We start from the raw sequence: 14,518 nt of genomic DNA on the forward strand, positions 1-14,518 counted from the left end.
TATGCGGTTTCAACCTCCCTTTCGCTTTCCTCAAGGTCGTAGTTTCAACGGCCTGGCTGTCGCTGTGCTCGCAGGGTGGAGCGCGGCTGCCCCCTTAATGGCCTCGCAACCTTCGGAGATTGGCCTGGAGGATCTCGGCGCCTGTGCTTCCGATGGCAGTGAAGGCGGAGCTGGCATACCGCTGTCCGATATTGTGCGGTTGCTTTCCGACCGCTTTGACACGGCGATAGTGACACTCGCCGGCGGCTATTGCCTGTCGCTTACCCCAACCGATCTTTCGCGCTCTCTGCAGCAGGTTTCTCTTCTGCCGGCATTGAACGAGGTATTGCCCGCGGACAGCCTGCGCGCGAGGCAGACGCCGTCCGGTGTCATTATCTTTCTGCATAAGGGCGCGGAAGAAGAAGCGGGGCCGGACGGGCAGCAACAGGTAATCATGGAGCTGGTTGTGGAGGGTCGGCGAAACCAGTTGTCGGCTAAGCCGCTGGCCAGGTACCAGAGCCAGGGCATTGTGGAAACGCTGGTACCGGCGGACTTCAGCGCCTTTGCCGACCGCAATCCGGCGGAAACACTCAACCGCCTGCCCGGGGTCGCCATTACCCGGGAGGGCAGCGAGGGCCGCCAGGTTTCCATTCGCGGGATGAGTGCGGATGCCACACGAATACAGCTGAATGGTATGGAGATTCTGGCCACCGGGACTTCGATAGACGCCCGCGGTGCGCTGAACCGCAGTCGCAGTTTTGACTTCAATGTGTTTGCCGTGGACGGCTTGCAGCGGGCCAGCCTGTACAAAACCATGAGTGCGGATCAGGCCGAGGGCGGCATCGCCGGCACCATTGATCTGCAGACGCCAAGGCCACTCGATATGGCCGGGCAGCGGGAGTTCAGCTTGCAGGCCGGGTACAACACCAATGTGGCACATTCGGCCCCGGGTGGGCGGGGACTGTGGGCTGAAAGCTGGGCCGATGGCTCCCAGGCGATACTGGTTTCATTGATGTACGGCGAACACCGGACGCAGGAGGTCGGCTTTTCCACTGTGCGCTGGAATACGGGAGGTTGGGACCTGGAAAAGGTGAACCCGGATATTCCCGAGGATTGGGTGTCGCGTTTGAACAGTGAGGGCGACAACGCCCTGTTCCGTTCACGCTACAACCGCTACGACATCCTCAGTCGTGAATCTGAAAGATCCTCTATGCTCGCCGCGTGGCAGTTTGAACCCAACGACGGATTGAGCCTGTCGCTTACCGGGATCACGGCGAAGCATCGCCTGGATATAACCGAACGGCACCTGGACAGTGCGGGCCTGGGAGCGGGCGATGTCAGCGGTATCGTCATCAACGACCTTGCTGTCGATGGCAACGATATTCTGTACGGGGATTTCTCCCATGTGGACATCCACTCGGAATTGAACATTGAAAAAAACCATACGGAATTTCAGCAGCTGACGGCTTTGTTGGAGTATCGGCTTCAACCCCACTGGCAGATTCGCGGCGCCTTCGGTTATTCCCATTCGGCCTTCGGCAGTCCGGTACATGACAAGGTCTGGTTTGAAGCCAATGACCAGGATTTCTCCTATGACTACCGGAATAATGATCGCGTTGCACTGAACCGTTATGGTTTTGATGTTAACGATCCCGACCAGTGGCAGGTCTACCGGGTGGCTGCCAGGGGAGAGCGGGTCGATAATCGGTTTCGCCAGGCAAAGATTGACAATGTGTTCGACCTCGCCAGTGGCGAAACCACTGACCGGGTTAGTGCGGGTTTCAGCTATCGTCAATACAGCCATTCCGGTGAAACGCTGCGCAGCCATTTTTACGACCTGCGCGGTGCCAGTGTGGGCGGCCTGTTTACCCACACGGATTTTGCCGGACTGGGTGTGAATGGGACGCCAGCCCGGTGGCTTACACCATCCCTGGCGGCGCTGGAGCGGCTGTCTGTGGGCGAACGCAGTCCGGCCGTCGATCCGGGTAGTCTTTTCGAGGTGTACGAGACTACCTGGGCCGGGTACCTGGAATGGGCGCGGGAGTGGAATTGGCGAGCGAGCCGGCTCCGCTTTGACACCGGGTTGCGATACAGTGCCACGGCGTTACACAGCAAAGGCCTGTTGGCCAGCGATACGTTGACAGCACTGCGCGAGAGCCGGTCGGGTTATGGGAACTGGCTGCCGTCTTTGAACTTATCTTCCACCTTGGGTGAAAACGGGTTGGTGCGATTTTCGACAGCAAAGAACATCACCCGTCCTGCCGCCGCGGATTTGCGGGCCAGTATCCAGATTGACACCAGTGAGGGCACCATTACCCAGGGCAATCCCGGGCTAAAGCCATTGGCGGCGACGTCTGTCGACCTGTCCTTCGAGCGCTATGCGAGCGATTTTGAATCCATGGCGGCGCTGGGATTTTTCTACAAGAAAATTGAAGATTATATCGTCAGGCAGTCGAATCATTTTTCGTCAGAAAACCTTTCCGAAATACTGCCAGGGGATGTTTTTTTCGAGCAACAACTGAAGCCCGACGACGATATTCTGGCTGGGGATTATGCCGTAACCCGACCGGTCAATGGAGACAGTGTTTACTTGCACGGGCTAGAGCTTTCTCTGGTTCAGGGGATGAATCTGTTTCCCGGCTTGTTGGAAAGTAGCTCCCTCGCATTTAACTACACCTATAGTAATGCGGATGCCGATTACTGGGACGAAGGGAGAAAAATAAGCAAGCCGCTGGCCGGCTTGTCGAAATCTTCTGGAAACCTGGTCTTCGGTGGCGCGAGAGGGCGGTGGAAATTCCAGCTGTCGGCGAACTACCGGGACCGGTATTTGGTGGAGGCGCCCAGCGCGGACGGCAACGATGAGTCCGGTGTGAATGCATCGCTCTATGGAGACCTGGCGATACACTATCAGATGGATGGAAACCTGGCGTTGAAGGTTTCAGCGTTGAATTTTACCAATGAGCCGCTCGATCAATATGTGGATACGTCCAACAGGGTGTACAGCTATTCCAAAAGTGGGCGAGACTACTTCCTGGAGGTGGTATGGAAGAACTAGTGCTAGACGCTCTTTCATAACTGCTATGTAGGCGTCTGCCAGCGTTATGAGGCAGATTCCGGGGGGTAATTTTCAGGGTTTCATTTTTAGGGTTTCCAAAGTGGTTGTCACAAAAACAACCAAAAAGCTTCATAAAAACCCTTGTCCCCTTTCTCTTCTGACCCCTGTCTTCCTAAGAAAACTAATCGGTTAACTCCCTGTTTTTATCTTAGGAAACTTTTGAAATGTCGATCAGAAATATATCCGGCGGAAATGCCTTGCTCTTGAAGAAAAACAGCCTTCTGGCGGTTGCCATCGCGGCTGTCATCGGCGGGTCGGGAGCCAGCGCCGAAGAAATGCTGGAAGAGGTCGTGGTGGAAGGATTCCGCGGCACTCTGGTAAAAAGCCGCGACCTGAAGCGCGATGCGGTGGGCACCCAGGACAGTATCGTTGCTGAGGATATCGCCGAATTTCCCGACCTGAACCTGGCGGAATCCCTGCAGCGTATCCCCGGCGTCACCATCACCCGCGATGGCGGGGAGGGTCGGCGGATTGCTGTGCGCGGCCTGGATTCCAATTTCGCGCTGGTGCAATTGAACGGCATGGATGTACTGGGCAATACCGACACCGCCATGGACAGCCGCTCCCAGGGCAGCCGTGACCGGGCGTTTGATTTCAACCTGTTCGCATCGGAACTTTTCAGCCAGGTTGATGTGAAGAAGTCCTACTCCGCCAGCCAGGACGAAGGCGGCCTGGCGGGCAATGTCGGTCTGCGTACCGCCAAGCCATTTGATTACGAGGGCTTTAACCTGGCCGTGTCCGGGCAACTGGGCAGTAACGAGCTGACGGAAGACGCCTCCCCGCGAACCGCCATGCTGATCTCCAACACCTGGGAAAACTTTGGTGCCCTGGCGTCGGCGGCCTACAGCTCCCGCGACACCCTGGAGCAGGGGGTTAATACCTATCGCTGGCGGCGCCGCGCCGATGACAACGGCGCGGCTTCCATCTACGGTCCCGCTGTGACCGCGGAAGAGGAAGCGGCGATGCGCAACGGCGAAGTGCTGGCGCCCCGCGCTGTCGGCCGTCTTTCCGCCTGGTTCAACGACCAGGAGCGTCTGGGGCTTACCACCGCGTTCCAGTTTCGGGCCGATACCTTCGACCTGACTCTGGACATGCTCTACGGTGAGCTGAACAGTGTCCGCGACGAGTATCACCTGAACCCCCGTGGCAACGAGGGCTCCATGGCCTACGGTGCCGGTGTGACCACCAACGACGTGACCATTGTGGATGGTGTACTGCTGGCCGGCGACTATACCGATACCGGTATCAATGTGGAGAGCCGGGATCACCAGGTCGATACGGAATTTTCCCAGGTCGTCCTCAGTGGCAACTGGTACCTGAGCGACAGGCTGACCCTGCGCGGTCTGGTCGGCAACGAAACCTCCGATCTGGATGTAGACAGCCTGAAGGTGTTCACCGAAACACGCGGTGACTTCAGCTTCGATTACACCCGCGACATCATGGAACCTGTGATCGCCTATGGCCAGGATATGACCGATGCCAGCCAGTACTGGCTCGAGGAACTCGATATCTTCGGCAGCGTGAACGAAACGGAAAACAGCACCGTCAAGTTCGACCTGGACTACACACCCAACGATACCGACCTGGTGAGAGCCGGCGTTTCCTTCAAGGCGTTGGAGAACCGTACAATTCGGGAAGACCGTAACGATATCCTCAATGACTACGACAATGGCCGGGACTATGCTGACCTGCTGGACGACAGCTTTTTCCGTACCATGTCCGGCAATGAGGCCGGCACCTGGGCGGTGGTGGATGCCTATGCCGTATTGAACAGTGATCTTGTTTCCCGCCTGAATAGCGAAGGTGACAACGATCCGCTGGCTGTCAGCGTCGATATCGGTGACTCCACCGACCGGGTCCGGGAGGAAACCTCCAGCCTGTATGTGGAGTATGAGTGGGACCGCCAACTGGGTGCACTTCCGTTCCGCGGCAATATAGGGCTGCGCTACTACGAGACCGATACGGCCTCCGACTACTCCCAAAACGACCAGCTGTTGACCCTGGAGCGCACCTACGACGGCCTGCTGCCGGCGGTGAACCTGGTGGTCCAGCCAAGTGATGACACCTATGTGCGTTTCGGCTGGAGCCGGAATGTCACCCGCCCTTCCTACGGTGATCTCTCCGGGGCGCCCCAGGTGAATACGGACAGCGGCAGCCTGGAAGTGTCCGGCACCAACCCGACACTGGAACCCTACGAGTCCGATAACCTGGATGTCAGTTACGAGTGGTACTTTACCGACGCCGGTTATATGGCGATTGGTTACTACCGCAAGGACCTGGACGGCTATATCGTGCAGCAGACAGAAATGATGCCGTTCGCTGAAACAGGCGTGTCCACTTCCCTGCTGCCCGAGGACTATACGCTGGATTCACAAGCCAGGGTGACCCGGGCGGTGAATTCGGAGTCGGCAACCCTGCAGGGCATTGAGTTCACCCTGCAGCGGGATTTTGATTTCCTGCCGGCTCCCTTCAACCAGATGGGTATCGTCGGCAGTTATACCCGTGCCGACGGCGAGGTGAATAACTACGCGGGCGGTGAGCAGTTGAGCACCACCGACTTCCCCAACCTGTCGAAGAACGCGGGCAATATCACCCTGTATTACGAAACCGACGTCTGGGGCACCCGTCTGTCGCAGTCCTATCGCAGCGATTACATACAGAACGCCAGCGATGGCAATGACGAGGACTACCGCGGCTTCCTGGCCTCGACTTTCTGGGACCTGAGTGCTTTCTACAACGTAAACGACCGCCTGAAACTGACACTGGAAGGCTCCAACCTGACCGATGAGCAGGATCGCCAGTATTCCAGCAAAGACGCGGTGAAGCGGCTCTACAATGTCACCAACAGTGGCAGGACCGTTTACCTGGGTGTTTCTTACCAATTCTAAGGCGGGGAAATAGAGGTAGTGAGCATGAAAACCATTGGCGGAGTGTTCATTGCCTTGTTCCTTTTCACGGTGCCCGCGTTGGCGGGCAATCCGGTGCTCTTGCCGGAGAGCCGTTTGCTTTATTCCCACAACAGTTATCTGGCGACAGACAAGCGCTGGCAGGGAATGCACCTTGCGCAGCAACTAAGCGCCGGAATCCGTATTCTGGAGTTGGATATCTGGGACCGGGCCGGGCGGATTGCCCACGATGAAAAAGGGGAGAGGCAACACTGTTATTGGATAGCGGAGTGCCTGGCACAAGTCGACCGGTGGTCGCAAGCGCATCCGGATCACAGCCCCATCATATTATTGTTTGAACTGACCCATACCGATGGAAAAGCAGGTGGCGAACCGTCAATGGCCAAGGCGGCGGAAGTTGTGCGGGGGAAAATCGATGCGTTGTTTGAGGCCATCAATCCCTTGTCCGGGTCACAGCGAATCGTCACTTATACACAGAGTACGCAGCCCCTGGCGTCACTGCGGGGAAAGCTGCTTATCGGGGTTTACCGGAAATTCAATACGCAGCTGTTCCGCGCGGACTACCCGGGCGCTTCACCGCGCCAGTCGCTGGCGATCAGCGATGCCTTGGATTTATTGCCAGAAACAGGTAGCGATACGGATTATGCTGCAGAAATGATTCGACATTCGGTGTTACTCGCACCGCGCTGGCTGGGCAAGGATAGCCATGGTATTACTGACCGGGATTGGCTGGGCGAGCAGGCCCTGCGCCGGCGGTTTGCCTCCCTGTGGGGTAATGGCGATATTCTGCGGCTGGTCAAGCAGGACGACTGGTCCTACCGCTCGCCACACAGCCAGCCGGGCGATCTCCTGATTGCCCACTTTCTCCCTCAGCCACAGGGGGTCAATATCGATCAGATACTGGAGGAAACCCAGGCCAGTGGCCTGGGGATTGATTCAGCGACGACTCTGGGCAGCGAGCCGGCCACTGCGTTGCAGGCAGTGTCGGAACTCCCCGCTTACCGGGATTAAAGCGCCACCTCTCATATCGCATACACTGCGCCGGATTCTCGTTGGATCGGCGCAGCTCGTAGTTGATACAGTCCCGTCATTCATCAGCCCGCCTGGCGAACCGGGGCTGCGCCTTCCTGTACCTCTTCATTCTTACCGACTACCCGCCGACCATACGTCACCAGCAAAAAACCGATCGGGAACATGACCACGCCATACACGGCGGATGGCACCGACATTTCGCTGGAGTGCAACAGGGTCAGGGTTACCATCAGGCCCAGGGTGCCGTTCTTGATCCCCAGCTCGGTGGCCACCGCGAGTGCTTCCCGCTTGCCGAGCCCGACCATGCGGGTAGTTAGCAGCCCGACAGCGATGCCCAGCAGGTTCAGGGCAATGGCGGCGGGGCCTGCCTGGATCAGCAGTTCGAGAAACCGGTCGCGAATACCGTAAACAATACCGATCACCAGGGCTGCCAGTACGATGCCGCCGAAAATACTCACAACACCCTCCGCGCGACTCGCCAGCTTCGGCTTTACTGCCCTCAGCGCCATACCGATTGCGACCGGCAGCAGCACGATCACCGAGAGCATCAACACCGTCTTGCCAAACGGCAGCACGATACTCTGCTGGGTGCCGTAATAGAGCTTGAGGGCGTAATTGGTGAATACCGGTAAGGTCATGATGGTGATCAGGCTGGCAGTGACCGTAAGCACAATGGAGAGGGCGACATTCCCCCGCGCGAGCAATGTGAACAGATTGGAGGTGGTGCCGCCGGGGCAGGCGGCAATGATGACCAATCCCACGGCCATCGCCGGAGACAGGCTGAGCCCCCAGGCGAGGGCGAAGGCCGCCGCGGGCATCAGGACAATCTGTGCCAGGGTTCCGATGATCAACCCGGTGGGCTTGACCGTGATCTGGTGAAAGTCGCGGGCGGTCAGGGTCAGGCCGATGCCGATCATGATGATAAACAGGGAAATTGGCAGGCCAATCGAGATCAGGGGACCGGATTCCATGGGAACCTCCGATTTATTATTAGAAGTGTTGTATATAGCCCAAATCCGCCAGGGGCGGCGTTGAGGGCATTCTCGCTCCGTTATTCTAGAGCCTCTGCAGCGGGATGGAACGTCAAAGTTCTGGCCGTTGCCACGAGAGTGATGGGGATGCGGGGGGGGTAAAATAAAACTGGGCAGTCTGTAGCCTTGTGTTATAGTGCCGCGGCTGGCCATCACGCCAGCTGCGTCATCTGTAGGCCGGACTGGCATATGCCCAGAAACCGGAACGCTTTCCCAAACTTTGCTTGCAAAGTCTCTCTACTGAATGCCGCAACGTGCCGAGTTGGAATATTCGGCTAATGCCATGCGGCCCCTCAATTTTTTCAGGTATGTTCCCCGCCCGTGACTGGTGGTTTGCGTGCCGATTTATCAAGTTAGAAATACTATGTTGTTTGAAGATCTCGGCCTGGTGCCGGAAATCGCCCGCGCCGTGGCGGAGCAGGGCTATACCCAGCCCACCCCCATTCAGGAACAAGCCATCCCCGTGGTAATGCGCGGTGGCGATGTAATGGCGGCAGCGCAGACCGGTACCGGTAAAACCGCCGGCTTTACCCTGCCTTTGTTGCACCGCCTCAGCGGCGGCGAGCGCGCGCGCAACAATCAGGTGCGCGCGCTGGTACTCACCCCGACCCGCGAGCTGGCCGCGCAGGTATTCGATAATGTGCAGAGTTACAGTCAGTACCTGCCCCTGCGCCACTCGGTGGTATTCGGTGGAGTAAAGATCAACCCGCAGATGATGCGTCTGCGCGGCGGTGCCGATATTCTCGTCGCCACGCCTGGCCGCCTGCTCGACCTGTACAACCAGCGCGCGATCAAATTTGATCAGCTGGAAGTGCTGGTGCTGGATGAAGCCGACCGCATGCTGGACATGGGCTTTATCCACGATATCAAAAAGATCCTGCGGGCACTGCCGGCCAAGCGTCAAAACCTGCTGTTCTCAGCCACCTTCTCTCCCGAAATTCGCGCACTGGCCAAAGGGCTGGTGAACGACCCGGTAGAGATTGACGTGAGCCCGCGTAACACTACTACCGAGACTGTGCGCCAGAAGCTGCACCCGGTGGATAAAGCGCGCAAGTCAGCGCTGCTCTGTCACCTGATCAAGGAAAACAACTGGCATCAGGCGCTGGTGTTCAGCCGCACCAAGCACGGTGCCAACCGGTTGGCGAAGCAGCTGGAGCAGAGCCGGATTCCGGCCGCTGCCATTCACGGCAATAAGAGCCAGAATGCGCGCACCAAAGCGTTGGCGGAATTCAAAAGCGGCAAGGTTCAGGTTCTGGTTGCCACGGATATCGCCGCGCGCGGTATTGATATCGACCAGTTGCCACAGGTGGTGAATTTCGATCTGCCGAATGTGCCGGAAGACTATGTACACCGTATTGGCCGTACCGGCCGTGCCGGTGCCCGTGGTGAGGCCGTGTCGCTGGTTGCCGCGGATGAAATCAAACAACTGAAAGATATCGAGCGCCTGATCCAGAAGCCGATTCCCCGCGAGGAAATTGAAGGCTTTGAACCGGATCACGTGGTGCCGGAATCCGGCAATATCAAAAAGCCCGGTGGTCAGCGCCGCCGCAGCGGCGGTAAAAGTGGCGGCGGTGCAGACGGTGCCAGGCGCAGCAACGGCGGCGGCGGTGAAAATGCCCGTGGACGCGGTCGTGGCGGAAACGGCCGCGGTGCGAATGCCAGCGGTGCACGCAACGGCAACCGGCGCAGTGACGGTGGCAATGGCGGTGGAAATGGTGGAGAGGGAAGATCCCGTCGCCGTCGCAACAATCGCAGTAGCGAAACCGCCTGATTGTTAGTGGAATCCCCGGTGAAGAAATTCTCCGGGGATTTTTCTATTCAAGGGTCTAGTCAAGGGTTCCCGCTTTTCACGGCAGAATCAACCGATCAGGGTGCGGTAGAGAATCTTCAACGCATCGTCCGCCACGGATTGCTGAACGCCGATATGGAAACAGATCTGCGATGGACTCTGGTCGATCATGGCAATGGGAATATGCGCTTTCCCCAGCGCACTGAGCGCATCCACAATCGGGTAGGAATTACCCTGTAGCCCCAGACCCACCGGAGTCAGAATCGACAGGTTGTATACCACGTCCATCTCGTCCGGTTTTAGTTTCGCTTCAATTTGTCTACGCAAGTCATTGATGGCGCCGGTCAGGTCATCCTGATTGACCAGTACCGCGATGTCATCCTTATCTGTGGGGAAGTGGAACGTCTGGATATTGAAGTCCCGCAAGATACCTAACAGCTCTGCGGTAAACCCGATTTCCTCACCGAGCATGTCCTTTTCCAGATAGATATAGGCTACATTGTCGAGCCGCGCAACGCCCACAATTGCTTCTTCTTCGGGCACCCGCTCTGAAAGAATCACCGTTCCCGGGTCCTGCGGGCTATTGGTGTTGCGGATATTGATGGGGATTTTGCGCTCCTTGCAGGGCAGCATGGCGTTCAGGTGAAACACGTTGAACCCCTTGCTGGAGAGCAGACGTATTTCCTTGAACGTGAGCCGCGGGATGGCGCGTGCCTCGCTGACGATACGCGGGTCCGCCTCGAAAACGCCGCTGACATCGGTCCAGTTTTCGTAGCTGGCAGCATCCACGCCCTTGGCAATTTCCCCACCGGTGAGATCGGAACCGCCGCGGGAAAACACCGCCACTTCTCCCGCCGGAGTAATCCCATAAAATCCGGGAATCACAGCGATGCACTCGCTACAGGTGGTTTCCGCCAGCCGTTGCACATTGCCGTAGGCGTCGTTTAGCAGTTTGGCATCCAGGAACTGTTCGCTGACCACAAAGCCGAAATCTTCCGGCAGGCAGGCCTCGGCGGCCATCCCCGATTGCGAAAAATGGGCAGCGATGACCCGGGCATTATAGTGTTCGCCGCGGGAGGCGAGAAAGGCGATGCGGCGCTCTCCGGTGAGCTTGCACTCCAGGTCTGCCCGCAGGGAATCCAGCAGGGTATCGTCGGAGAGTTCCAGGTCCGCCAGAATCTGGCGAAAACGTTCCACCACTGCGCGCTTGCTGTCCACTACGGGAATATTGATACGCTGCTCGTGAAAGTGCGCGCCGTCGGTGGCGATATTGAACAAGTGATCGGTAATCTTCTGTTCGCTGGCCTGGCTGCGACCCGGCGCCGACACCACCACGATACGTCGGTTGGGGTTATCCGCAACAATTTCACGCACCTTCTTGATCTGCGTGGCTGTGGCCACCGAGCTGCCGCCGAATTTGCTGACAATTAACTCACTCATGCAATGCACTCACGGTGGCCTATCCGGTAAAGTTATGGCGTCTTTCCAGTAATGCACCGAGAGACGCATCGACGATCGCCAGACCTTCGTGCAACAGCTCCTCCTCGATCAGAAGCGACGGCAGAAACTTCAGAACCTGATCGCGATCCCCTGCGGTTTCAATCAATAAGCCGCGTTCAAACGCTTCTTTTGAGGCTTCGCCGGCAACCCCGGTCTGGGGAAGCTCCAGCCCCCACACCATACCGAGACCGCGCAGCCGTGGGTCCAGCTGCGGATATTTATCGGCAATTTTCTGCAGTTCACTTTGCAGCAACTCACCTTTGCGTTTCACCGCCTGTGCCAGGTCGTCATTATCCCAGTAACTGAGTGCCTCGGTGGCGGCAACAAACGCGAGATTGTTGCCGCGGAATGTACCGGTGTGTTCCCCCGGCTGCCACTGGTCGAGCTCCGGGCGCATCAACAACAGTGCCATGGGCAGGCCACCACCAATAGATTTAGACAGGGTCACCATATCCGGGTAGATCCCCGCGCGCTCGAAGCTGAAAAAGCTGCCGGTGCGCCCGTTCCCCACTTGGATATCGTCAATGATCAGCAGAATATCGAATTCCCGGCACAGGGCTTCCAGTTTCTGTAGCCATTCGATACTGGCTACGTTGATGCCGCCTTCCCCCTGGACTGTTTCCAGGATTACGGCTGCAGGCAGGTCGACGCCGCTGCTGCCATCTTCGAGAAAGCGGCGCATGTAGTCGATGGTGTCTACGTCTTTACCGAGGAAACCGTCAAACGGCATGAACGCCGTATTGCTGCGGGAGCCGTAAGATTCGTCCTTGTAGTCGTAATTCCCGGTCACCGCGAGCGCCCCCAGAGTCAGGCCGTGGTAACCATTGGTAAAGGCAATAATGTTGGAGCGCTTCTTTACCATTCGCGCCAGCTTCATGGCTGTTTCTACCGCATTGGTACCGGTGGGGCCGGTGAACTGTACTTTGTATTGCAGGTTGCGTGGCGCGAGGATGGTATCGCGCAATTTGGTGAGGAAGGCCCGCTTGGCCATGGTGGCCTTGTCGAGGCCATGCACAATCCCGCCATGCTGCAGGTACTTGATCAGCGCCTCGGCAATCAGTGGATTGTTATGACCGTAGTTCAGCGTTCCGGCACCGGCAAAGAAGTCGATATAGCGGGTACCCTGTTCATCGATCATTTCCGATCCGCGTGCGGTATCAAAAATGGTCGGAAAGGAGCGTACATAGCCCCGGACTTCGGACTCCATTTCTTCAAAAATTCGCATGGGGTCTCCCCTGTGATTCACATTCGAGACACGGGCTGTCTCAACAGTACCTGAACGGATACCGTATGCAGGGTAGTGAGGAGAGGTGGGAGTAACCAGTTTGGATGTTGACGGAGGGCTGCGTTGATACCGTTGTCATCCGGGCGGAGACGTGGGTGCTCGCGTAGCAAAGGGTGGGGCGGCCCCACCCTCACAGATAGCGATGTTATTGGGGCTGCTGGCTGGCGAAATAATCCAGCGTCAACTGGGTGAGAGCTCTGGTGCCGACTTTGAGGGCACTCTCTTCCACATAAAAGCGCGGTGAGTGATTGCTGGCAGCGGTGGCCGGATTCTTGCCCTCGGGTGTCACACCGAGAAAGTAATAAAAACCCGGTACTTCATTGGCGAAGAAGGAAAAATCCTCGGCCCCGGTGACCTTGGGGACTACCACCACCTTGCCTTCCCCTGCGGCGGCCTTCAGTGCCGGTAGCGCGGCTTCGGTCAGCGTCGGATCATTGCTGGTAACCGGATAGCCTTCCAGGATTTCCACTTCCGCTTTCGCGCCGCTGCTTTCGGCGATCTTCTCTGCGGTGACTTTCAGGCGTTTGAAGATTTCCTGGCGGTTGTCCATATCGAAATTGCGGATGGTGCCGTTCAGGTAGACGCTGTCCGGAATGATGTTGTTGCGCACACCACCGTCGATCACACCGAAGGAAACCACCGCCGGCTCCTTGGTGATATCAATCTGGCGGCTGACAATGGCCTGGGTGCCCATCACGATCTGTGCAGCGGCGGTGATCGGATCCACGCCGCCCCAGGGGCGCGAGCCGTGGGTCTGTCGACCTTCGACATTGATACGGAATTCATCCGAGCTCGCCATCAGCGGCCCGGAGCGGTAGCCGATCATGCCGCTGGGCAGGCCGGACGTCACATGCTGGCCGAAGGCCACGGCGGGCTTGTATTTCTTGAACAGCCCTTCCTTCAGCATCAACTCCGCACCGCCTTCCTCGCCATCCGGTGCCCCTTCCTCGGCGGGCTGGAAGATAAATAGTACATTGCCGGCCAGTTCATCGCGCATTCCGGCAAGCACCTGGGCGGCGCCCATCAGCATGGCCACGTGGGTATCGTGGCCGCAGGCGTGCATCACACCCACTTCCTCACCGTTGTACTCGGTGGTGACCTTGGAGGCGAAGGGCAGGTCCACCTCTTCGGCGACCGGCAGGGCATCCATATCCGCACGCAGGGCGACCGTCGGCCCGGGCTTGCCGCCTTTCAGCAGCGCCACCACGCCGGTGTGGGCAATGCCGGTTTCCACTTCCATGTCGAGTGCTTGCAGGTGCTCGGTGATGTACTTGGCGGTCTCGAATTCCCGGTTACCTAGTTCAGGGTTCTGGTGAATATGACGGCGCCACTCGATCACGTCGTCTTCGGTTTGCGCCAGTAGCTTATCAATGTCGTCTGCCTGGGCGAGGGGTGTCGCGGTGACAGCGGAAAGAGAGAGCGCGAGGGACAGCAGTGTTTTTTTCACGGCGGATTCCTGTTTTTCCGGGTTGGTGTTGTTATGGTCTCGATTCGAGTCTAACGCGATTATGAAGGATTACCCCATGACCAATCCGATCATCGAGCGATTGCAGGCGCAGCTGGACGCCGGCAAGGATTCTCCCCTGCTGCGGTTCGGCCTCGGCAGCGCTCTGTTCAACGCTAAAAACTATGCGGAAGCGGCAGTGCACCTGCGGGAATGTGTCAAGCAAATGCCGGACCACTCCGCGGCCTGGAAGCTGCTGGGTCGCAGTGAAATGTCCCTCGACAATCGCGATGCCGCCGAGGAGGCCTTTACCCGGGGACTGAGGGTAGCGGAAGACAAGGGCGATGTGCAGGTGGCGCGGGAGATCGGGGTATTTCTGAAAAAGCTGGCGCGCAGCGGGAAATGAAAACACGGGCTCCACCGGTCTGGTGGAGCCC

General features: G+C 58.0%; 9 protein-coding genes. 5 read left to right on the plus strand and 4 right to left on the minus strand.

All coding sequences use genetic code 11. The annotated features are described in order from the left end of the window. Positions 1–97 precede the first annotated feature (97 nt). The 3 genes from LPW13_RS00065 (at position 98) to LPW13_RS00075 (ending at position 7,011) form a co-directional block, all read left to right on the plus strand. Positions 98–3,034, plus strand: a complete 2,937-nt coding sequence (locus LPW13_RS00065) for a TonB-dependent receptor (protein WP_230437413.1) — start codon at positions 98–100, stop codon at positions 3,032–3,034. 224 nt (positions 3,035–3,258) lie between these two features. Then, a complete protein-coding gene (locus tag LPW13_RS00070) occupies positions 3,259–5,982 on the plus strand; it encodes a TonB-dependent receptor (protein ID WP_230437414.1) in 2,724 nt (907 codons plus the stop codon). Between the two features lie 24 nt (positions 5,983–6,006). After that, a complete protein-coding gene (locus LPW13_RS00075) occupies positions 6,007–7,011 on the plus strand; it encodes a phosphatidylinositol-specific phospholipase C domain-containing protein (RefSeq protein ID WP_230437415.1) in 1,005 nt (334 codons plus the stop codon). 83 nt (positions 7,012–7,094) lie between these two features. Here the strand turns inward: LPW13_RS00075 and LPW13_RS00080 are convergent, their stop codons facing one another. Beyond that, complete coding sequence (locus tag LPW13_RS00080; protein ID WP_230437416.1) at positions 7,095–8,003, minus strand: bile acid:sodium symporter family protein; 909 nt, start codon at positions 8,001–8,003, stop codon at positions 7,095–7,097. 424 nt (positions 8,004–8,427) lie between these two features. Between LPW13_RS00080 and LPW13_RS00085 the strand changes: the two genes are divergently transcribed. Next, on the plus strand, positions 8,428–9,834 hold the full coding sequence (locus LPW13_RS00085) for a DEAD/DEAH box helicase (RefSeq protein ID WP_230437417.1): 1,407 nt from the start codon (positions 8,428–8,430) through the stop codon (positions 9,832–9,834). A gap of 87 nt (positions 9,835–9,921) precedes the next feature. Here LPW13_RS00085 and LPW13_RS00090 read toward each other — a convergent pair whose 3' ends face one another. The 3 genes from LPW13_RS00090 to LPW13_RS00100 all read right to left on the minus strand — a co-directional run bounded on the left by LPW13_RS00090 (position 9,922) and on the right by LPW13_RS00100 (position 14,084). Further along, positions 9,922–11,292, minus strand: coding sequence for an aspartate kinase (locus LPW13_RS00090; RefSeq protein WP_230437418.1), 1,371 nt, complete (start codon positions 11,290–11,292; stop codon positions 9,922–9,924). Positions 11,293–11,311: 19 nt separating this feature from the next. Beyond that, a complete protein-coding gene (gene ectB, locus LPW13_RS00095; protein WP_230437419.1) occupies positions 11,312–12,577 on the minus strand; it encodes a diaminobutyrate--2-oxoglutarate transaminase in 1,266 nt (421 codons plus the stop codon). Positions 12,578–12,782: 205 nt separating this feature from the next. Then, a complete protein-coding gene (locus tag LPW13_RS00100) occupies positions 12,783–14,084 on the minus strand; it encodes an amidohydrolase (RefSeq protein ID WP_230437420.1) in 1,302 nt (433 codons plus the stop codon). Positions 14,085–14,160: 76 nt separating this feature from the next. Between LPW13_RS00100 and LPW13_RS00105 the strand changes: the two genes are divergently transcribed. Then, positions 14,161–14,487 (plus strand): tetratricopeptide repeat protein, encoded by a 327-nt coding sequence (locus LPW13_RS00105; RefSeq protein ID WP_230437421.1) that lies wholly within the window; start codon positions 14,161–14,163, stop codon positions 14,485–14,487. The last annotated feature ends 31 nt before the right edge of the window (positions 14,488–14,518 follow it).

The sequence above is a fragment of the Microbulbifer celer genome, from assembly GCF_020991125.1.
Lineage (GTDB): Bacteria > Pseudomonadota > Gammaproteobacteria > Pseudomonadales > Cellvibrionaceae > Microbulbifer > Microbulbifer celer.

Excerpts from the sequence above, each read along its gene's own strand:
- LPW13_RS00065 (WP_230437413.1), top strand. The coding sequence starts at position 98 with ATGGCCTCGCAACCTTCGGAGATTGGCCTGGAGGATCTCGGCGCCTGT.
- LPW13_RS00070 (WP_230437414.1), top strand. The coding sequence starts at position 3,259 with ATGTCGATCAGAAATATATCCGGCGGAAATGCCTTGCTCTTGAAGAAA.
- LPW13_RS00075 (WP_230437415.1), top strand. The coding sequence starts at position 6,007 with ATGAAAACCATTGGCGGAGTGTTCATTGCCTTGTTCCTTTTCACGGTG.
- LPW13_RS00080 (WP_230437416.1), bottom strand. The coding sequence starts at position 8,003 with ATGGAATCCGGTCCCCTGATCTCGATTGGCCTGCCAATTTCCCTGTTT.
- LPW13_RS00085 (WP_230437417.1), top strand. The coding sequence starts at position 8,428 with ATGTTGTTTGAAGATCTCGGCCTGGTGCCGGAAATCGCCCGCGCCGTG.
- LPW13_RS00090 (WP_230437418.1), bottom strand. The coding sequence starts at position 11,292 with ATGAGTGAGTTAATTGTCAGCAAATTCGGCGGCAGCTCGGTGGCCACA.
- ectB (WP_230437419.1), bottom strand. The coding sequence starts at position 12,577 with ATGCGAATTTTTGAAGAAATGGAGTCCGAAGTCCGGGGCTATGTACGC.
- LPW13_RS00105 (WP_230437421.1), top strand. The coding sequence starts at position 14,161 with ATGACCAATCCGATCATCGAGCGATTGCAGGCGCAGCTGGACGCCGGC.